This window comes from Thermoanaerobacterium calidifontis (assembly GCF_055381745.1).
On record NZ_AP042436.1, the window covers coordinates 814,272 to 835,528 of the forward strand.

Sequence of the window (21,257 nt, forward strand, 5' to 3'; positions counted from 1 at the left end):
AGTAAAAAGCAAAGTGGTGATATAATGCTAATATTAGATAATAATAATCATTCAGTATTCTTATTGTATTATCATCTTATAATGGTTGTAAAATACAGAAGAAAAGTAATAGACGATAACATATCAAATAGATTAAAGGAGATATTTGAGAATATATCATCCAATTATAATATATCACTGCAAGAATGGAATCACGATAAAGACCATGTACACATACTTTTCAAAGCAGAACCTAATTCTGAAATATCAAAATTCATAAATGCTTATAAAAGTGCATCGTCTAGACTTATAAAAAAAGAATATCCGCAGATAAAACAAAAACTTTGGAAAGAATATTTTTGGTCAAGAAGTTACTGTCTTCTTACATCAGGTGGTGCACCTATAGAAGTTATAAAACAGTATATAGAAAGCCAAGGTGAGAAAGAATGATGATATGTCAGCATTTTCTCATAGAACCAACAAAAGAACAAGAAGAAAAGCTTTTTTATACATTGTATTTGTGCCGCAAATTATACAACTATTCACTGGATCAAAGAATAAAACATTACAAACAATATGGCAAAGGACTTACATATAAAGAACAGCAGAACATGCTTCCAAAATATAAAAAAGAACATCCAGAATACAAATTAGTACAATCGCAAATATTACAGGATGTGTTGAGAAGATTAGATAGAGCATATAAAAACTTCTTTGACAAAAGAGCCAAATATCCTAAATTCAAAGATAAATATCACTACACATCAATAACACTTCCACAATGTGAAACAAAAAGAAACTTTGGGAAAGAAGGATATGTATACATAAAAAATATAGGGCATATAAAAATCAAAGCACATAGAAACTTTGACCCAAATAAAGTCAAAACAATAAACATAAAATACCATGCAGGAAAGTGGTATATAAATCTGTCAGTTGAAGTAGAAGAAGAAAAAGAAAAAACAGTCATAAGAGAAAAAGCAATAGGAGTAGACAAAGGAATAAACTCAATAGCTGCAACATCAGATGGAGAATTATACTCAAATCCTAGACGGCTACAAAAATCAGAGAAGAAACTAAAAAGACTGCAAAGACAACTTTCAAGAAAAAAGAAAGGAAGCAAAAACAGAGAAAAGCAAAAGAAAAGATTAGCGAAACTTCATGAAAAAATAGCGAATCAAAGAAGGGACTATCTACATAAGATAAGCTATAACATAGTAAAACATAATGACATCATATGCGTTGAAGATTTGCAAGTAAAAAATATGATGAAAAATCATAAACTTGCAAAATCGATAGCAAATGCAGGATGGGGAATGTTAGACAAATATCTCCAGTATAAAGCAGAAAAAGAGGGAAAAATCTTCGTAAAAGTAGATCCAGCATATACATCACAAAGATGTTCAAGATGCGGGAAAATAGTAGAAAAAGACTTATCAGTAAGAATACACAAATGCGAGTGCGGATTAGAGATAGACAGAGATGTAAATGCAGCAATAAATGTACTATATGAAGGATTAAAACAATTAGGCATAGCAGCATAAGAGTAATAATTTTGTAGGGAAGGTTCCTCCCGAAGTTACGCCTATGAAGATTGTGTAAGACCTGCTGTGAATAGCAGTAGGCAACGGTCTATGAAGTAGGAAGCTCCACCCTCTATAGGATGGAGTAGGTTCACTGAAAGTTTGAAATAAGAAGTTATAAATATTAAGGTACACATATGTGTATCTTTTTTTGTATCCATATTGTACTGATTGACATGTTCTTATTAAATAGATACAATTGATATAAATTAATAAAATTGTTATATAAAAATAGGGGGAATAAGTACAATGAATGAAAGATATGAGTTAAACAAAAACTTGGCACAGATGTTAAAAGGTGGAGTCATAATGGATGTTACGACGCCTGAACAGGCTGTAATTGCAGAAAAAGCTGGTGCTGTTGCGGTAATGGCACTTGAAAGGGTACCTGCTGATATAAGGGCACATGGCGGCGTAGCAAGGATGTCAGATCCCAAAATCATAAAAGCGATAAAAGAAGCTGTGTCAATACCTGTTATGGCAAAAGTCAGGATAGGACATTTTGTGGAAGCACAGGTTTTGGAAGCTTTGAAGATAGATTACATCGATGAGAGTGAAGTGCTGACACCTGCAGATGAATCATATCACATAAACAAATGGCAGTTTAAAGTTCCATTTGTTTGCGGTGCAAGAAACTTAGGTGAAGCATTAAGGAGAATTGGCGAAGGTGCTTCAATGATAAGAACTAAAGGTGAAGCAGGCACAGGAAATGTTGTTGAAGCAGTAAGGCATATGAGGACTATCAATGCTGAAATCAAAAAGCTTACGACTTTAAGCGAAGAAGAGCTTATGACGGCAGCAAAGGAATTGCAGGCACCTTATGAATTAGTAAAATATGTAGCAGAAAACGGAAAACTGCCAGTTGTAAATTTTGCAGCAGGTGGCATTGCAACACCGGCAGACGCTGCGCTTATGATGCAGCTTGGAGCAGATGGAGTCTTTGTAGGCTCAGGGATATTTAAATCAGAGAACCCTCAAAAGCGTGCTGAAGCAATTGTAAAAGCTACCACATATTACGACAAACCAGAGATAATAGCAGAAGTATCGGAAGGATTAGGAGAAGCAATGAATAGCATAGATATAAGGGATCTTTCAGAAAAAGATCTATATGCAACTAGGGGTTGGTAAAATGCGTGTTGGTGTTCTTGCTATACAAGGTTCTGTAGAAGAACATATAAATAAACTGAAAAGATTAGACAGTATAATACCAGTAGAGGCAAAAGATAAAGAAACTTTGAAAAACATAGATGCACTTATACTACCTGGCGGGGAAAGCACTGCCATAGGAAAAATGCTTAATGACTTTGACTTAAAAGATACCATAATAGATCTTTACAGATCGGGTGTGCCTATATGGGGAACATGCGCAGGCATGATACTGATGGCTAAACACATCGTAAATGATGATAAAGTTCATCTTGGTATTATGGACATAAAGGTGCGGAGAAATGCCTATGGAAGTCAGCTTGATAGCTTTACTGCAAAACTTAGTATGCCTGATGTATCAAAAGATAAAATAGATGCAGTGTTTATAAGAGCGCCTTATATTGAAGATGTGGGAGAAAATGTAAAGGTGCTATCTAGATACAATGGGAAAATAGTGGCTGCAAGGGAAGGCAACCTTTTTGCGACTTCATTTCATCCAGAGCTGACCAACGATTTAAGCTTTTACAAGTATTTTTTGGGGCTGCATTAGATGCAGCCTTACTTTATATTTTGCATACTTCAAGCTTTTGTTAAAAAATTTGATAAATAAAGAAGGATTTTTTTTAGTTTATGTCGAATAAATAGAAAGTAGTAATAATATCCAGTAACATTTATGCTGATGTTTCGGCACTCATAAATATTACTGGTGATCATAGAAGCTTTATGAGCGGAGGCAGTGAATTTAATTCACTGGTGTCCGTATGGCGAAGCTATACCTGTTTTAAGGGAAATGTGATATAATTTAAGGAGAAAGAAATAAAATGAATGATTGGCATAGCCGAAAAAACTCATGTCATTTTTAGAAGAACATAAAATTAGATTAGATAATTCTGATAATGGCATTTATTATATAGACAATGAATGGATACCGGTGCAGATAATAGTATTGTCAGAGTTAGAAAACGTAGAGAAAAATTATCCTTTGATGGTTTTATCAAATAACATTTATTTCAAAAATGCGATAGAGAAAATATTATCCGATATAAATGGAACAAAAGAATACGACAATAAAATAAGGTTAATTGAAGCGGCATTTAGAATAGATCCGAGTAAAGTTTCGGAGGTGATTAAGATGTATGCAGACAGATTAAATGAGGAACAGATGAAATATGTAATAAACAACCTAAAGGAAGCAAACTTCAAAATATATACTGAGGAAGAATTAAGAAAGAGTATGGAAAAAGGTATGGAAAAAGGTATTGAGAAAGGTATTGAGAAAGGTATGGAGAATCTCGTTATAAGATTGTTGAAGAAGAAATTTAATAATATACCTGAGAAATATATAAAGTTAATTGAAGATGCGGATGAGAAGACATTGCTTCAAATAGCAGACAACATATTTGAAATTAATAAGATAGAAGATATAGAGAAATATATTGTAAATTAACATTATTGATAAGAGGAGAAAAAGAGTGAAGGATAATAATTTAGACATATCTTATCAGAATAACGATATAATATTAAAATCAATGGCACAAGAGTTTAAAGATAAATCGCTTAAGTTTTACGGGATAAATGTACCTAAAATAGTAACAGTTATACCGGCGGATTTGCCGGTAATTGAAGTCAAAGAGGATAGGCTAGATTTTATATTTCTTTTAGAAGATGACTCATTGTTGCACATGGAATTTCAAACGACAAATAAAAAAGCTGATATAAAAAGATTTTTGCAGTATGATGCAAGGCTTTATGGCAAATATGAGAGAAAAATAAGAACTGTTGTAATATATTCTGGTAAAATAGAAGAAGCGATTAACAGATTAGACATTGGATCAATAATATATAAAGTAGATCAAGTATTTTTAGCAAAATATGATGGCGACAAAATATACAAAGAATTAAACGAAAAAATTGATAGGAAATTACAACTAACAGATATAGATAAATTGAACTTAATATTTTTGCCGCTGATGGGAAGCAAAAAAAGCAGTGATGAGATGGCAATAGATGCGGTAGAACTGGCGAAAAAAATAGAAGATGAAGATGAAAAGACATATATAATCGGTGCATTGATAGGAATAAGCGATAAATTTCTGACTGAGGAATATAAAAATAAATTGAAAGGAGCGATAAAAATGACTAAGATAGCCGAAATGTTGATACAAGAAGGTAAAGCTGAAGGCAAAGCTGAAGGTAAAGTTGAAGGTAAGGCTGAATTGATTATTAAACTTTTAAATAAAAAATTTAACAAAATACCAGAGTTGTATGTAAAAAGAATGTACGAGTTAAATATAGATAAATTAGAAAAGATAGGTGAGAATATATTTGATATAAAAAAGATAGAAGACCTAGATAAATACTTTAATGATAATTAGATCGATAAAGGTAATTAAGCCTTTTATTTTTTTATGCATGAATATCCATGGCAAATTGAAGGAATTAGAAAAACTTTAGGTGGAGCGGATCATGTCTTGCCGCAAATATTAAAAAATTTGATAAATAAAGAAGGATTTTTAAGTTTTATGTCGAATAAATCTATATTGTAAAGTAGTAATATTATCCATCAATATTCATGAGGTTGTTTCGGCACCCATGAATATTGATGGTGGTAATATTCCCATGTATAAGCGGAGGCGGTGAATTTAATTCACTGGTGTCCGTATGGCGAAGCTATGTCTGTTTTAAGGAAAATGTGATATAATTTAAGGAGAAAGAAATAAAATGAATGATTGGCACAGTGATTTTGTAACAGCCATAAGAGAAGAGCTAAAAGATGAAAAAGTAGAAATAAAACAAGAAGAATATCTATCAAAAGAGCCATTAAGAATAGATGTCATAATAATAAAGAAAGAAAAAGACGGGAAAATAAATAAAAGAGTAGGGCAAATATTTAAAAGATACAATATAATAGAGTATAAATCTCCAGATGATTATATATCAATAGATGATTATTTTAAAGGTTTAGGTTATGTATATCTATATAAATCAATAATGAATGCTTACGATAAATCACGAAAAGAAGTTGATGACATAAAGATAGATGAATTAACATTGACATTTGTATGTAGCAATCTTCCCAAAAAACTCATATCATTTTTAGCAGAACGTAAAATTAAATTAGACAATTCTGATAATGGCATTTATTATATAGACAATGAATGGATACCGGTGCAGATAATAGTATTGTCTGAGTTAGATAATGTAGAAGAAAATTATCCTTTGATGGTTTTATCAAATAACATTTATTTCAAAAATGCGATAGAGAAAATATTATCCGATATAAATGGAACAAAAGAATACGACAATAAAATAAGGTTAATTGAAGCGGCATTTAGAATAGATCCGAGTAAAGTTTCGGAGGTGATTAAGATGTATGCAGACAGATTAAATGAGGAACAGATGAAATATGTAATAAACAACCTAAAGGAAGCAAACTTCAAAATATATACTGAGGAAGAATTAAGAAAGAGTATGGAAAAAGGTATGGAAAAAGGTATTGAGAAAGGTATTGAGAAAGGTATGGAGAATCTCGTTATAAGATTGTTGAAGAAGAAATTTAATAATATACCTGAGAAATATATAAAGTTAATTGAAGATGCGGATGAGAAGACATTGCTTCAAATAGCAGACAACATATTTGAAATTAATAAGATAGAAGATATAGAGAAATATATTGTAAATTAACATTATTGATAAGAGGAGAAAAAGAGTGAAGGATAATAATTTAGACATATCTTATCAGAATAACGATATAATATTAAAATCAATGGCACAAGAGTTTAAAGATAAATCGCTTAAGTTTTACGGGATAAATGTACCTAAAATAGTAACAGTTATACCGGCGGATTTGCCGGTAATTGAAGTCAAAGAGGATAGGCTAGATTTTATATTTCTTTTAGAAGATGACTCATTGTTGCACATGGAATTTCAAACGACAAATAAAAAAGCTGATATAAAAAGATTTTTGCAGTATGATGCAAGGCTTTATGGCAAATATGAGAGAAAAATAAGAACTGTTGTAATATATTCTGGTAAAATAGAAGAAGCGATTAACAGATTAGACATTGGATCAATAATATATAAAGTAGATCAAGTATTTTTAGCAAAATATGATGGCGACAAAATATATAAAGAATTAAACGAAAAAATTGATAGGAAATTACAACTAACAGATATAGATAAATTGAACTTGATATTTTTGCCGCTGATGGGAAGTAAAAAAGGCAGTGATGAGATGGCAATAGATGCAGTAGAACTTGCGAAAAAGATAGAAGATGAAGATGAAAAAACATATATAATCGGTGCATTGATAGGAATAAGCGATAAATTTCTGACCGAGGAATATAAAAATAAATTGAAAGGAGTGATAAGAATGACTAAGATAGCCGAAATGTTGATACAAGAAGGAAAAGCCGAAGGAAAGGCTGAAGGTAAAGCTGAAGGTAAAGCTGAAGGTAAGGCTGAATTGATTATTAAACTTTTAAATAAAAAATTTAACAAAATACCGGAGTTGTATGTAAAAAGAATGTACGAATTAAATATAGATAAATTAGAAAAGATAGGTGAGAATATTTTTGATATAAAAAAGATAGAAGACCTAGATAAATACTTTAATGATAATTAGATCGATAAAGGTTATTGAGCCTTTTATTTTTTTATAAAAATATTAAAAGAATTATACGAAATCATAATTTCGTATAATGGGGTGGATGAGAGTTTTTTATTTTTTAGCAATTGAAAAATAAGAGATGAAGTTAAACAAAGAATTTAAATATTAATTATTGACATGAGTTATGGTGGTTTGAACATGAGAGTATTTTTGGTTTAGGAGGTATATGTATACAGCTATTTGTGTGAAATTTGCTTTAATATTCTATATTTCTTTACTGTATATACTAGATTATACATATTATACATACAGTAATGATATTATTGAAGGTGTGTACAGGGATATTGACTATAGAGATACTTTATATGAAGTAATCAATATTGAAAACTATTAAATTGTTAGTGTGTTGGAAGTGGTGAAAATATTAGAATAAGCTTTAGGAGTAAAGGCGTACTTTGAATTTTTATTCTTAGTTGGGTGACGTACCACAGTCTTAGGCGGATATGGTAAGTTGAGAAAGTTTTGAATTTTATGTCGAAGATGCTCTTTAAAAGGGGAGAGAGTAGTTTGCAAAGTGTTTTAACTATTATTTTACATATTAGTTAAATTTGATTTGTTGATATAAAAAAGTATTTAAAGCAAAATATGTGAAGGATGAATAAATATATGATAGATGAGGTGGATAGATTGCAAAAATATTTTTTGTCATTGGAATTAGCAGAAAATTACACTGCTGGTTCAAAGGCAAAAGTAGATGTGGAGTATTTTCTATATCAATGTGGCTTCAAAAAACTTAATTTATACGAAGGAACGGCTAAGTTACATAAACTAACTTCTTTTTTTTATAAATTACATACTTTACCTTTTGATAAAAAAGGCAAAGTAATACTTGCTATTCATTATCCTTTATTAAACTCAATTGTATTAAGAATGTTCGTTCGAATATTAAAGTTGCGTAGGTATGATATTACAATAGTAGGGATTATTCATGATATAGATTCCCTAAGATATTCATGCAATCACGAAACTATTAAGAGGGAAATAAAGATGCTTAATATGTTTGACTATATAATTTCTCATAATTCAGCAATGACAAGATGGCTTGTAGGACAAGGACTTAAGGGTAAAATTCAAGAATTGGAGTTGTTTGATTATCAAGTGAGTAGCAAGGAGATTACTGAAAAGATAGAGGTTATTAAGTCTGAAAAAAATTATAAGTCCAAATATATTATTTCTTTTGCTGGGAATCTTGATCATAAAAAATCAAGTTTTATCTATTCTCTAGATAATGTTGATTTTTCGAATCTTCTTTTTTATTTATATGGACCAGGTTTTAATGGATCCAAAATTTTAAAGAAAAATATTATCTATAAAGGTGTTTATGAATCGGATATACTTCCTTTATATATAGAAGGAGGTTGGGGGCTTATTTGGGATGGAGAGAGTATCGAATCTTGTAGTGGTGTTTTTGGTAATTATTTAAGATATAATAGTCCTCATAAATTGTCTTTGTACATCGTAGGAGGTCTTCCTATAATAGTATGGAGCAAAGCTGCAGCATCAGAAATAGTTAAGAAATATAAGATAGGTATTACAGTGGACTCATTAGAAGAAATTCACCAAAAACTGATTAATGTGACTGACGAAGAATATCAAGAATACAAAGAAAATGTGCTGACTTTAACTAAAAAACTAAAAGAAGGAGAGTTTATAATAGGAGCATTTAATAAAATTATAGAATCAGTGGAAGAGGTGCGAATAAATGCATTTTGATATTACGGTTGTCGGAGCGGGACTTGCAGGTGTTACTGCTGCTAGATTATTGGCGGAAGATGGGAAAAAAGTTCTTGTGATTGAAAATAGAAAACATGTTGCTGGAATGTGCTATGATGATTTTAATGAGGATGGAATTTTATATCATAAATATGGTCCTCATATATTTCATACTGACAATAAGAAAATTTGGGACTTTGTTTCACGATTCACTGAATGGAGATTTTATCAACACAAGGTACTAAGCTATGTGAATGGGAGATATGTGCCATTTCCGATAAACAGAGATACAATATGTGAGGTATTTGGAGTTAACGTTTCTACCACAGAAATAGAAGACTTTTTAAGAAAAGAAGTGGAAAATTCTACATATAATAATCCTTCTCTTAATTTTAAAGATGCAGTGGTATCTCAAATAGGCGAAAGATTATATAAACTTTTTTATGAAAATTATACAAAAAAGCAATGGAATACTTCTCCTGAAAATTTATCAAAAGACATAGCGAAAAGAATCCCAGTACGTAATTCACGAGATGATAGGTATTTTTCAGATAAATACCAAGGAATCCCTAAAGAGGGTTATAAAAAAATGTTTGAGAATTTATTAAGCCATGAAAATATTCATTTGTTATTAGGTTGCGATTGGTTTGAAATAAAAGAAGAAATAAAAACTAAATTTATAGTATATACAGGTGAGTTAGATAGATTTTTTGATTATTGTTATGGTAAATTAGAATATAGGTCGTTAGAATTCGATTTTAAAACACTAGATATAGAATACTATCAACCAGTAGCTGTTGTGAATTATCCTAATGAGTATGACTGGACAAGAATTACTGAGTTTAAACATTTAACTGGTCAGAAGCACAGTAAAACTACATTATGTTATGAATACCCAAAATCTGATGGAGAACCTTTTTATGTAGTTTTAAATGAGGAAAATATAAAAAAACGGGAGAAATATCTAAAAGAAGTAGAGGAACTTGTAAAAACAGGTAAATATATCTTTATAGGTAGATTGGCAGAATATAAATATTATGATATGGATGATATTGTAGAAACTGTAATAAAAAAAATACAAAGAGTACAAATTTAGACATAAAAAATAATTTTTTAGTATTTCTTTTTGTGAATTTGATGTTATTCAAGAGATTTAATTTATTTCTATAAATTCACAAAATAATATAAAAATAACAAAAGAAGGGGTTATTAAAAAAATGGAGACTAAAAGAAATCTTATTACCCTATTTCTTCCTTCCCTTCGCGGAGGTGGAGCAGAACGGGTTATGGTAAATCTAGCACGAGGTTTTGCTGAACAAGGCTTTAAAGTAGATCTTGTTCTTACTAAAGCCGAAGGGCCTTATCTTTCTCAAATCCCTTCCAATGTACGAGTGATTGACCTCAACGCTCATCGAGTTTTATATAGTATACTTGGACTTATTCGTTATTTACGTCAAGAAAAACCACAGGCTATACTTTCGGCATTGGATCATGCTAATGTTGTATCCGTGTGGGCAAAAAAACTCTCAAGAGTACCAACGCCTGTATTGGTGACTGTTCATAGTACCCTCAGTAGGGCAAGTGCCAACGCGACAAGTATACGTGTTAGGATTACTCCTTTATTGGTGCGTATTTTTTACCCGTGGGCAGATGCAATTGTTGCAGTTTCAGAAGGCATTGCAAATGATTTATCAGATCTAACTGGCATATCAAGAAAAAAAATAAATGTAATATATAATCCTATAATTAATGATGAATTAATTCAAAAATCAAACCAAAAAATTAATGATGAATGGGTAAATCAAAGTGAAGCTCCTGTTATATTATCTGTAGGCAGACTTACTGAAGCAAAAGATTTTGAAACTTTAATTCAAGCTTTTAAAAAGGTACATGATAAAATAAAATCGAAATTACTAATATTGGGTGAAGGAGAAAAGAGAAATGAATTGGAAAAGTTAATAAACTCTTTAAATTTAGAAGATGATGTACGAATGCCGGGTTTTGTTGAAAATCCATATGTTTATATGCGACGGGCTTCAATTTTTGTTTTATCATCGAAATTCGAGGGTTTACCTACAGTATTAGTTGAAGCGATGGCTTGCAATTTACCGATTATCTCAACTAATTGTACAAGTGGACCATCAGAAATATTAGAGAATGGAAAGTATGGGAAACTAGTTCCTGTGGGTAATATTGATATGATGGCAGAAGCTATTTTAGATTTTATAAATAATAAGCAAATTATGAAGTTAAAATATGACAATTTAGATAGATATACAGTAGAAAAATCTACAGAAAATTATATTAAATTATTAAGGATGATATTAAATGAGAAAAACATTAAATCTACATAAGAAAGATAAATATGGAAGTGTAAATTTAGTTATTATTGTTATTATTTTAATAACAAGTATATTACTGGGCATTAATTATAGTATTAATTATAGCGATTCTACAAGTATTTTTTTTATGGGTATGATCATAATATTATTTAGTTTACTTTTTATCAGCTATAAATTAAAAATATATGGAATTTCTGATCCTCTTGTTATTTTTTATATGGTTTTTGCTGGTTATAATGGTTTAATTCTTATCCAATTTTCCTTCTATATACAATCAGGATATTTGATAGAAAAACTTTATCCTATAGTTTTTGATTCGGAAACTGTTTTTTACTCTGGGTTTTTAGGTATTTTAGCAATTATAGGATTAAGTATTGGACAAGAAATCTCTAAAACATTTATGAAAAAAGAAATTGTTAACTTAGATCAAAATACAAAAAATCTTAATGGAAGTGTATCATATATAACGGGGCTTATATTATATATTATTGGTTTGATGTTATTTTTTATTAATTATCAAAAAATAGGGGGCTTTTTATATGCATTGTCATTACAACGTGGTATAATGATGAAGTTAATATCACAAGTACATGGAAATTTACCATTTAGTAGTTTTATCTATTCAGGGTTTGCTTTTATGTGTTATGGATATCTTTCATTAAAAAAAAATAAAAGATTTAATTTTTTTATTATAGCATTAACAATTTGGATTAGTTTAATGCTTATTCAAGGAGATCGGCGTTCACTACTTTATTCTTTAGTAATAATATTTGCCGTCTGGAGTACATTTAAAAAAGTAAAATATAATAAAAAAATTTTGATTATATTAATTAGTTTATATATTGCTTTTACGTTTTTTGCACAGGTAAGATTTATGCTTCCATCAATTATAAAAGGAGAAATGTCGATAAGTAATTCAATAAACTATATAAATAAAAATGTAAGTGTAAAATGGTTATTCCCCGGAGAAAATGAATTTGCAGGTCCATATTTTACTTTATTAGATTCTATAAAGGATAAACATGCTCCTTTATATGGATCTTCATATATAAATGCAATACCAAATATTTTACCAAGTAGTTTATATCCTGGAACTAAGCCACCAACGATAGCTGAAAAATTTGCAACTGATATTCATGATAAATATATGGCCGATTTACCTTTTGTAATTGGTTGGGGATATAGCCCGATTGCGGAAGCTTATAATAATTTTGGAAGTATTGGTGTTTTTATTATATTTATATTAATTGGAGTATTTTTATCCATAATTGAAAAAATTAAATATAAAAATAGTTTGATGTTAATATTGTATTCAATTTTTTTACCAGAAGTAATAAATTTCAATAGAATAGATTTTAGTTTAATGTTACAAGAACTAATTTTCAATATATGTTTTACAATTTTAGGTTATTTGTTATATTTAATTATCTTAGGGTTAAGGAGGGTGGAAAATAATTGAGGGTACTTCATGTAATTAATAGTCTAAATATAGGAGGAGCAGAAACATTAATAACAAATTATTTAGTGCATTCAAAAGAAAAAATTAATATAGAAAATGATTTATGTATATTATATGATACAAAAACATTTTTATATAAAAAATTAAAAGATAATAATATTAAAATATACAATTTAAAATCAAAAAATAAATATGATATACGAATTGTTCTCAAATTAGTTAAAATAATAAATCAGAATAAATATGATATAGTACATGTGCATCTTTTTCCAGCACAATATTTTTGTTCTTTAGCAAGTTTATTTACAAAAAATACTAAATACATTTTTACTGAACATAGTTCATTTAACAGACGCAGGAACTATGGAATATTTCGTGTTATCGATTATATTTCATATTTACCATATAGTAAAATAATATGTGTTAGTAATATATCTAAAATTGACTTATTAAATTGGATCCCATCTTTATCAAAGAAAGCTTTAGTAATATATAATGGTATTCCTATTGAAGGCAAAGAAGAAGTTAATAATAAATATGATTTAATATTAGTTGGTTCAATGAGAAGTAATGTGAAAGGTATTGATATTTTATTAAAAGCTATAAAAATTATTGATAATCATATAAATATAAATAAAGTGGCAATAGTAGGCGATGGAATTTTAAAAGATGAATTAATAAATTTGAGGAATAGTCTAGAACTAGAAAATAAAGTTGATTTTCTTGGAAATAGGAAAGATATTAACAATTTATTAGAACAATCTAAAATATTTGTTTTACCATCAAGGTGGGAAGGACTACCAATATCACTTTTAGAGGCAATGTCAAAGGCAAAACCAATTATATCTTCTAATGTTGGAGGAATTCCGGAAATAATAGAGGATGGTAAAACCGGCATATTGGTTGAGCCAGAAAATGAAATTGATTTAGCAAAGGCTATTGAAAGATTATTAGATGATTATGAGTATGCGAAAAATTTAGGCGAAAATGCATATAATGTAGTGAAAAATAAATTTTCAATTGAGATATATAATGATAATCTATATAATTTGTACAATAATTTACTTAAGATGTAATTGGTGTTAGTATAATAGTGAGTATTATAAAAGAGTTGTTACAATAAAAATTAGTTATCAAAATTTAGGGGAAATATTATGAGTAAAATTTTATTTATAGCAACAGTTGAATCACATATATTAAATTTTCATATTCCTTTTATACAGTATTTTCAAAATAAAGGATGTGAAGTTCATGTTGCGACGAAATTGGGAAATAGACAAGACGAACTAAAAAAGTTAGGAATAGTATATTATGATATTGATTTTGAGAGATCTCCATATTCGTTTTCTAATTTAAAGGCGCTTAATCAGTTAATAAAAATAATGAGAGAAAATAAATATTCTTTAGTTCATGTTCATACACCTGTTGGTGCTTTTTTAGGACGTTTAGCTGCAAAAATAACAGGGACAAAACCAGTGATTTATACTGCTCACGGTTTTCATTTCTATAAAGGAGCATCAATAAAGAACTGGCTTATTTATTATACCATGGAGCGTTTAGCTGCTCATTGGACTGATGGTCTTATAACAATGAATGATGAAGATTATAATGCGGCAAAGAGATTTAAACTAAGAAAAAGTAATGCTGTTTTTTATGTTCATGGTGTTGGACTGGATATTGATAAATATAATATAAGTGATAAAAATGAACGAAAACAAACGAGAAAAGTTTTTGGTTTTGGTGAGAAAGATATTGTGATATTAACTGTTGCAGAATTAAATGCAAATAAAAATCATAAACAGATATTAGATTCATTGATAAAATTAAAGAGTCTTGACAATGTATATTATTTAATTGTAGGGATAGGTGAATATGAGTGTTACTTAAAAAAGTATGTAGAGGAGAATGGGTTAAGCGGCAAAGTTAAATTATTAGGTTTTAGACTTGATATACCAGATTTATTAAATATTTCGGACATATTTGCTTTGACTAGCATGAGAGAGGGCTTACCAAGATGCATAATGGAGGCAATGGCAGCAGGAAAACCAGTTGTTGCAACAAACGTAAGAGGAAATAGAGATTTAGTGAGAGATGGGGTAAATGGCTATTTAGTGCCTTTAGAGGATGTAAATGCGACTGTTGATGCTTTGCAAAATTTGATTGAAAGTGAAGATTTAAGAAAGAAGATGGGAGATGAGGGGAGGAAAATTATTCAAAATTACTCTATTGACAAAGTCTTAAAGGAGATGGATGAGATTTATAAAAAATATTATGTGTAAAAATTATAGTTTTGAAGAAATTGAGATATTAGTAAAGAATGCTTTAGATAAGTTGTACTATAATGATAGGTATTTGTTAGAGCATGATGTCAATGAACAATCAATAACACATAGGCTTGCTATATATTTAGAAAATGTATTTTTCAATTATAATGTTGATTGTGAATACAACAGATATGGAGACGATCCGAAGAAGCTAAAGGGAAAGTCATTTAAGAAATATGATAAACTTTTTAAATACGAAATAGATAGACTTATAAAAGAAATAGATACTGATAAGCTAGCAAAACCCGATATTATTTTACATAAGCGTGGCAGAAATGATCAAAATTTATTAGCAATAGAGGTAAAGAAATCAGATAATAAAGACGATAATTATGATAGACTTAAGCTGATGATATATACAGATAAAGATTATGGCTTAAATTATAAATATGGGTTATTTATAAAATTAAACAAAAAGAAAGAACTTAATAAATTATGCTGGTTTAGTGATGGTAAGTGTATAAAATTTTAGTATATAATTTTTCATATATTATAAAATATTTTGTTTCTTGATTGTAGTTTTTAATAAAAATTCTTATAGGCAAATGGATATATATGATATATATGTTCAAAAATATTCAATTTTGTATTATGTATAAGATTATTTATAGATAAATAAAGTCGTTAGTATGTCATGGGGGTGATTATTTGAGAATACATATAAATAAATTTTTCAAGTTAAGTAAGTTTTTTGTTTTTATAGTTGACCTGTTATTAGTACATATAGGTTTTATAATTGCATATATATTAAGGTTTAGCTTACAACCGCCAATGATAAATTTTATGCCTTATTATCAATTAATACCGGTTATCACGCTATCAACAATTTTATTGTTCAATATTTATGGACTTTACACAATATCGAGAAAAGCATATAGTGATATATTGTTTTCACTGATAATTTCTTTGATTTTATTACAGATAATAACGACAGCATCAACATTTTTTACAAGGCAATTTGCTTTTCCGAGAAGTATTTTTTTTATTGCTTTTTTTATACAGCTAATTTCATTGTCAATTTGGAGATATTTTGTTCAGAATATAAGGAAGTATGTTCATGGCGAGAAAAATATAATGATCATTGGTGATGATGTGACAGCAGAGAAATTAGCAAAAAAATTGATAATAAGTTCAAAAGGTTGGTACGATATAAGATACATATTAGAACCTGAAAAATTTTTAAGTAATAAAGAATATGTTAAAGAAATAGATGCAGTATATATTTGCGATAAAATACATGAGGAGATTAAGTCGGTTATTATTTCAGAAGCTATTAAATTTAAAAAACACATATTTATTGTGCCAGATTTTAAAGATATTCTTTTGACTAAATCGCAATTTATTCAATTTGATGATGTGCCGACCATTAGCATTGATTATCCGATGCTTACAACAGAACAGAAAATAATAAAGAGAATAGGCGATGTGTTTTTGTCTTTGTTTGGATTAATAATTTCAAGTCCAATCATGCTTATAATTTCTTTATTTATTAAATTAACGTCTCCAGGACCGGTAATATATAGCCAGACAAGGGTTACTGAAAATGAACGGGAATTTAAAGTATATAAGTTTAGGACAATGGTTAAAGATGCTGAAAAAATGACGGGCCCTGTATTAGCTACAGACAATGATCCACGTATAACAAAAATAGGTAAAATATTGAGAGCAACAAGGCTCGATGAACTGCCGCAGCTACTAAATGTTTTAAAAGGCGATATGAGCTTTGTTGGTCCTAGACCAGAAAGGCCATATTTCGTAAGACAGTTTGAAGAGCAATATCCACCATATAGATACAGGCATAATGTTAAAGCAGGTATTACTGGACTTGCACAAGTTTTAGGAAAGTATACTACAGATGCTGATGATAAATTGAGGTTAGACCTTATTTATATTATGAATTATTCAGTATGGTTAGATATAAAAATATTACTATTGACTTTGAAAATAGCCTTGACGAAAGAGGCATCATCTGGAGTAAAAAATGATATGACTTTAGAAGAATTATTGAAATCTATGGATTATAATGTGTATAACGAATTTGGAGTAACAAAACTGGAGAAATAGGAGGTATCTAATTGAACATATTAGTTACAGGCGGAGCAGGTTTCATAGGATCAAATATAGTAGATCTTCTTATAGACAAGGGTTATAATGTCGTTGTTGTTGACAATTTGTCTACAGGCAAGAAAGAGAACATAAATAAAAAAGCTAGATTTTATAACATAGACATTACAGATGATAATTTATACAAGGCATTTGAAGATGAGAAAATTGACATTGTGATACATCATGCAGCTCAGATTGACATACAAAGGTCTATAAATGATCCAGTCTTTGACGCAAAGGCGAATATTATAGGCACGATTAATTTGCTAGAGTGCTGTAGAAAATTCGATGTTAAAAAGATTGTTTATGCATCTTCAGCAGCAGTATACGGTGACCCAGAGTATCTAGGAGTTGATGAAAAACACAGAGTTAATCCCATATCGTATTATGGCATATCAAAGCATACACCAGAGCATTACATAAAAGTGTACAATGAACTATATGGTTTAAAATATACGATATTAAGATATGCCAATGTATACGGTATAAGACAGGATCCTAAAGGCGAAGGTGGAGTAATATCTATATTTATAGATAAGATGCTTAATGGTGAAAGACCTGTGATATTTGGAGATGGAAATCAGACGAGAGATTTTATCTATGTAAAAGATGTAGCAAAGGCAAACCTTTTAGCCCTTGAAAAAGGCGACAATGAGATTGTAAATATAAGTACAAACAAAGCTACGACTATAAATGAACTTGTCAACATCATGAATAAAATCATGAATGCTACTTTAAAACCTATTTATGCTGAGCCTCGCAAAGGAGATATAGTACATAGTTATCTTGACAATAAAAAAGCAAAAGATGTGCTTGTATGGAAAGTAGATTATTCATTAGAAGATGGACTAAAAGAGACGATAGAATACTATAGACTAAAATATGCAAGCGATGAAGTGGCTGCGATGAAAGAAAAGTAGAAAAGGAATGGTGCACATATGATAACAGGTGTAATCATGGCAGGGGGAAAGGGCGAAAGGTTTTGGCCCAAAAGCAGGATAAAGATGCCGAAGCAGTTTTTAAAGCTATACGGTGATAAGACTATGATTCAGCAGACGGTAGATAGGCTAAAGAGACTTATGCCAATTGAAAATATTTTTGTCGTTACAAACTTAGATTATGCAGGCTTGATTAGCGACCAGATACCAGAGCTTCCAACAGGAAATATATTGATAGAGCCTATGGGTAAAAATACCGCAGCTTGTATAGGTCTTGCAGCCATACATACAGAAAGGCTTGATAGAGATTCTATTATGGTGGTAGTGCCATCAGATCACGTAATAAAAGATGAAGAAACCTATTTAGGAGTATTGAAAACAGCAATAGAAAAAGCAAAAGCAGGCAACAATCTTGTCACAATAGGTATAAAGCCGCAGCATCCAGAGACAGGATATGGATATATAAACTTTAAGAAGATTACAAATGAGATATTTTATAACAATCCTGTACATAAAGTAGAAAGATTCGTAGAAAAGCCGGATTATGATACAGCAGTAAAATATGTCGAGAGTGGAGATTACCTGTGGAATAGCGGCATGTTCATATGGAAGACATCAACAATACTAAATGCGATAAAAGAATATATGCCACAATTATACAGTACATTAAATGTCATAAGAGAAAACTTTGATTCAGATGAGATAGAAAAAATCTTATATAAGGAATACTCAAAACTTGAAAGCATATCGATAGATTACGGGATAATGGAAAAAGCCAATAATGTTTATGTAGTACCGGGAGACTTCGGTTGGGATGATGTAGGAAGCTGGACATCAATAGAGAGATTATACGAAAAAGACGAGAACGGCAACGTCATAAAAGGCAATGTCATAAGCGTAGACACAAAGAAATGCATCATAACAGGAAATGATAAACTCATCGCAACACTTGGCATAGAAGATGTGATTATCGTAGATACAGAAGACGCACTTTTAATATGCTCAAAAGATAAAGCACAAAATGTGAAAGAAGTATTGAAGGAGTTGAAGGAGAAAAAGAGCGAGTATTTGTAAAGGCCAAAATTATTCGATTAATCTTTCCCTTTCATAAGTTCATAGGTATATGAATACATTATATGGGAAATAATTATTATAAGGCGCTATAGACTTAGAAAGGGAAGTATGATAATATGGTGATTAAGGAACAATTATGTTTTGTTATAGAAGAAGGTGAAAATATGTTTAATTTGGAATTTTATATTACAGATTATGGATATACTGATTATAATGGAAATAAGTTTATTCCTGGATCAACTTTGAAAGGAATGTTGCGTAGTTATTTACTTAATTATGAACAACGCAGTATTAATGATGATATTAAAGACTTTTTTAATTGGCTATTGGATAATTTAAATAACGATATAAAGGCGATAAAAGAAAATAATTATGAATGGTTGTATGAAGAATATTGCAAAACCAAGAAATCGCTGAAAGATAAGAAAGATAAAGTTAGTAACTATTTCTATCTGAATTTTTTAGATTATGATTCAATACAAAGATTGAAAAAGATATTTTTGAATTATAAAGAGGAATATGAAATATTTAAAAATTATAAAAAAGATATTGTATTCTATAATGATTTATTGGGATGGTACAAAGACATACCTGATGATGTAATTATGTTTATTGAGAATTTGTATAAAAAACAATTTGAAAATTATATTGATACATATATAACTGAGAGCAAACAAATGAAGATGTTAAATTGTGATGATAGTGAAGGCAGCTATGCTGCATAAGGGTGAATAAAATGGAAGATAATTACAAAGAAATGATAAAAAATATAGAATTGGTTAATATTTACTTATCTAAATTAAATTGTATAAGAACGAGTGATCATAAGAAATTACTACAGGGAATAAATGTTAATTTTAATCATAATTTTGAATTAGGTGAATTACGAGGGGATAATTTCGATTGTAAAGCAAGTTTTAATGTAAAAGGAATTAAAGAGGATTTAGAAATATTGGAGATAAATGCCGAGTTCATAGCTACTTATCATTTAGAGAATGCTTCAAATATTGATAAAGAATTGATAGATAAATTTGTGAAAATAAATTTACCTTTAAATGTTTGGCCATATGGTCGTGAACTTATTTCTTCTATGACTGTTAGAATGGGGTTACCACCATTAATTTTAAGTACATATAAAATAGTTTAGGTGAAATTATGGGATATAAAATTATAAATAGAAAGATAGATTACCAGGCAGATCATATAATTAAAAAGCTTGGTGATTTTTTATTATCAGATAAAAAATTCCTAAATATATTTACAAAAATTATAATTGACGAAAAACGTAATTTAACCGAAAAACACATAAAAGAATTAATTCAAAGATATGTAGATGCAATGATTATTAGTGAGTATGAAAGTGAAATTTTTTTGGAATTGTGTAATGACTTTCTATGCTATGATATAAAAGGTAATTTATTAGAATACATAGTTCAAAAATTAGGGCCTTTTAAATTGGAGAGAAAAAATTGTGATTATACGTGTCGAACCATAATTTTCTATAATGAGAAAAAAATAAGTGACTTTGATTTTGATATAGTATTTTTTAATAAGGATTTTGTTGAATATACAAGCAAAGAATATATCTGTATTGATAAAAATGATGGAGAGTTTATTGAATGTAAGACAGATATTAAAACATTTATAAGTGAAGAAATTTCAGAAAGAAGTCGGAAAAAGTTAGATTTTATAAAAGAAGTATATAATTGTTTTAAACAAAATTCTTGTAGCTTTTTTTATATTATCACATTTAGAAGAGAGATTGCGATTTTTAAAAATATTTTGGAAGGAAATAATTATGGATTTATAAATATAATTGGCGGTAGGGAATTGTATGATAAAATTTCGATTTAACAAATGTCTGAATCAAAAATTTCTACAGAAATCAATTTGAAAAAATATAACTGATAAGAAAAGATAAAGA

Annotated in this window: 21 protein-coding genes; all 21 read left to right on the forward strand. The window is 29.3% G+C overall.

The features are described 5' to 3' along the window. The first annotated feature begins 24 nt into the window (after positions 1-24). The 21 genes from tnpA (at position 25) to ACZ42G_RS04205 (ending at position 21,187) form a co-directional block, all read left to right on the forward strand. Positions 25-429 carry an IS200/IS605 family transposase gene (gene tnpA, locus ACZ42G_RS04105; RefSeq protein WP_464851544.1) on the forward strand — a complete coding sequence of 135 codons (405 nt, stop codon included), beginning with the start codon at positions 25-27 and terminating at the stop codon, positions 427-429. Continuing rightward, complete coding sequence (locus ACZ42G_RS04110) at positions 426-1,523, forward strand: RNA-guided endonuclease InsQ/TnpB family protein (RefSeq protein ID WP_464851546.1); 1,098 nt, start codon at positions 426-428, stop codon at positions 1,521-1,523. Before tnpA ends, ACZ42G_RS04110 begins: the two co-directional genes overlap by 4 nt. 288 nt (positions 1,524-1,811) lie before the next feature. Further along, the gene (gene pdxS / locus ACZ42G_RS04115) at positions 1,812-2,690 is read left to right on the forward strand and encodes a pyridoxal 5'-phosphate synthase lyase subunit PdxS (RefSeq protein ID WP_085112832.1); all 879 of its coding nucleotides are present in this window, start codon (positions 1,812-1,814) and stop codon (positions 2,688-2,690) included. Position 2,691: 1 nt separating this feature from the next. Next, on the forward strand, positions 2,692-3,258 hold the full coding sequence (gene pdxT / locus ACZ42G_RS04120) for a pyridoxal 5'-phosphate synthase glutaminase subunit PdxT (RefSeq protein ID WP_274892476.1): 567 nt from the start codon (positions 2,692-2,694) through the stop codon (positions 3,256-3,258). A 300-nt stretch (positions 3,259-3,558) separates the two neighbouring features. Next, the gene (locus tag ACZ42G_RS04125) at positions 3,559-4,155 is read left to right on the forward strand and encodes a DUF4351 domain-containing protein (protein ID WP_464851548.1); all 597 of its coding nucleotides are present in this window, start codon (positions 3,559-3,561) and stop codon (positions 4,153-4,155) included. Between the two features lie 25 nt (positions 4,156-4,180). Then, on the forward strand, positions 4,181-5,083 hold the full coding sequence (locus tag ACZ42G_RS04130) for a DUF4351 domain-containing protein (RefSeq protein ID WP_274892478.1): 903 nt from the start codon (positions 4,181-4,183) through the stop codon (positions 5,081-5,083). Between the two features lie 346 nt (positions 5,084-5,429). Beyond that, the gene (locus ACZ42G_RS04135) at positions 5,430-6,392 is read left to right on the forward strand and encodes a DUF4351 domain-containing protein (protein WP_274892479.1); all 963 of its coding nucleotides are present in this window, start codon (positions 5,430-5,432) and stop codon (positions 6,390-6,392) included. Between the two features lie 25 nt (positions 6,393-6,417). Then, on the forward strand, positions 6,418-7,332 hold the full coding sequence (locus ACZ42G_RS04140; protein WP_464851550.1) for a DUF4351 domain-containing protein: 915 nt from the start codon (positions 6,418-6,420) through the stop codon (positions 7,330-7,332). A gap of 651 nt (positions 7,333-7,983) precedes the next feature. Further along, a complete protein-coding gene (locus ACZ42G_RS04145; protein WP_464851551.1) occupies positions 7,984-9,090 on the forward strand; it encodes a hypothetical protein in 1,107 nt (368 codons plus the stop codon). Further along, complete coding sequence (gene glf / locus ACZ42G_RS04150; protein ID WP_464851553.1) at positions 9,080-10,186, forward strand: UDP-galactopyranose mutase; 1,107 nt, start codon at positions 9,080-9,082, stop codon at positions 10,184-10,186. Before ACZ42G_RS04145 ends, glf begins: the two co-directional genes overlap by 11 nt. A 121-nt stretch (positions 10,187-10,307) precedes the next feature. Continuing rightward, positions 10,308-11,444, forward strand: coding sequence for a glycosyltransferase (locus tag ACZ42G_RS04155; RefSeq protein WP_464851554.1), 1,137 nt, complete (start codon positions 10,308-10,310; stop codon positions 11,442-11,444). Continuing rightward, a complete protein-coding gene (locus tag ACZ42G_RS04160) occupies positions 11,419-12,891 on the forward strand; it encodes an O-antigen polymerase (RefSeq protein ID WP_464851555.1) in 1,473 nt (490 codons plus the stop codon). Before ACZ42G_RS04155 ends, ACZ42G_RS04160 begins: the two co-directional genes overlap by 26 nt. Then, positions 12,888-13,967 (forward strand): glycosyltransferase, encoded by a 1,080-nt coding sequence (locus ACZ42G_RS04165; protein WP_464851556.1) that lies wholly within the window; start codon positions 12,888-12,890, stop codon positions 13,965-13,967. Before ACZ42G_RS04160 ends, ACZ42G_RS04165 begins: the two co-directional genes overlap by 4 nt. 78 nt (positions 13,968-14,045) lie before the next feature. Beyond that, complete coding sequence (locus ACZ42G_RS04170) at positions 14,046-15,170, forward strand: glycosyltransferase family 4 protein (protein WP_464851558.1); 1,125 nt, start codon at positions 14,046-14,048, stop codon at positions 15,168-15,170. After that, on the forward strand, positions 15,163-15,687 hold the full coding sequence (locus tag ACZ42G_RS04175; protein ID WP_464851560.1) for a hypothetical protein: 525 nt from the start codon (positions 15,163-15,165) through the stop codon (positions 15,685-15,687). Before ACZ42G_RS04170 ends, ACZ42G_RS04175 begins: the two co-directional genes overlap by 8 nt. A 176-nt stretch (positions 15,688-15,863) precedes the next feature. Then, positions 15,864-17,279, forward strand: coding sequence for a sugar transferase (locus tag ACZ42G_RS04180; RefSeq protein ID WP_464851561.1), 1,416 nt, complete (start codon positions 15,864-15,866; stop codon positions 17,277-17,279). Between the two features lie 11 nt (positions 17,280-17,290). After that, positions 17,291-18,241, forward strand: coding sequence for an SDR family oxidoreductase (locus ACZ42G_RS04185; RefSeq protein WP_464851562.1), 951 nt, complete (start codon positions 17,291-17,293; stop codon positions 18,239-18,241). Positions 18,242-18,259: 18 nt separating this feature from the next. Beyond that, a complete protein-coding gene (locus ACZ42G_RS04190) occupies positions 18,260-19,333 on the forward strand; it encodes a mannose-1-phosphate guanylyltransferase (protein ID WP_464851563.1) in 1,074 nt (357 codons plus the stop codon). Between the two features lie 116 nt (positions 19,334-19,449). After that, positions 19,450-20,058, forward strand: coding sequence for an RAMP superfamily CRISPR-associated protein (locus ACZ42G_RS04195; protein ID WP_430350335.1), 609 nt, complete (start codon positions 19,450-19,452; stop codon positions 20,056-20,058). 11 nt (positions 20,059-20,069) lie between these two features. Then, positions 20,070-20,480, forward strand: coding sequence for a protein-export chaperone SecB (locus ACZ42G_RS04200; protein ID WP_430350336.1), 411 nt, complete (start codon positions 20,070-20,072; stop codon positions 20,478-20,480). A gap of 8 nt (positions 20,481-20,488) precedes the next feature. After that, the gene (locus ACZ42G_RS04205) at positions 20,489-21,187 is read left to right on the forward strand and encodes a hypothetical protein (protein ID WP_464851564.1); all 699 of its coding nucleotides are present in this window, start codon (positions 20,489-20,491) and stop codon (positions 21,185-21,187) included. Positions 21,188-21,257 lie beyond the last annotated feature (70 nt).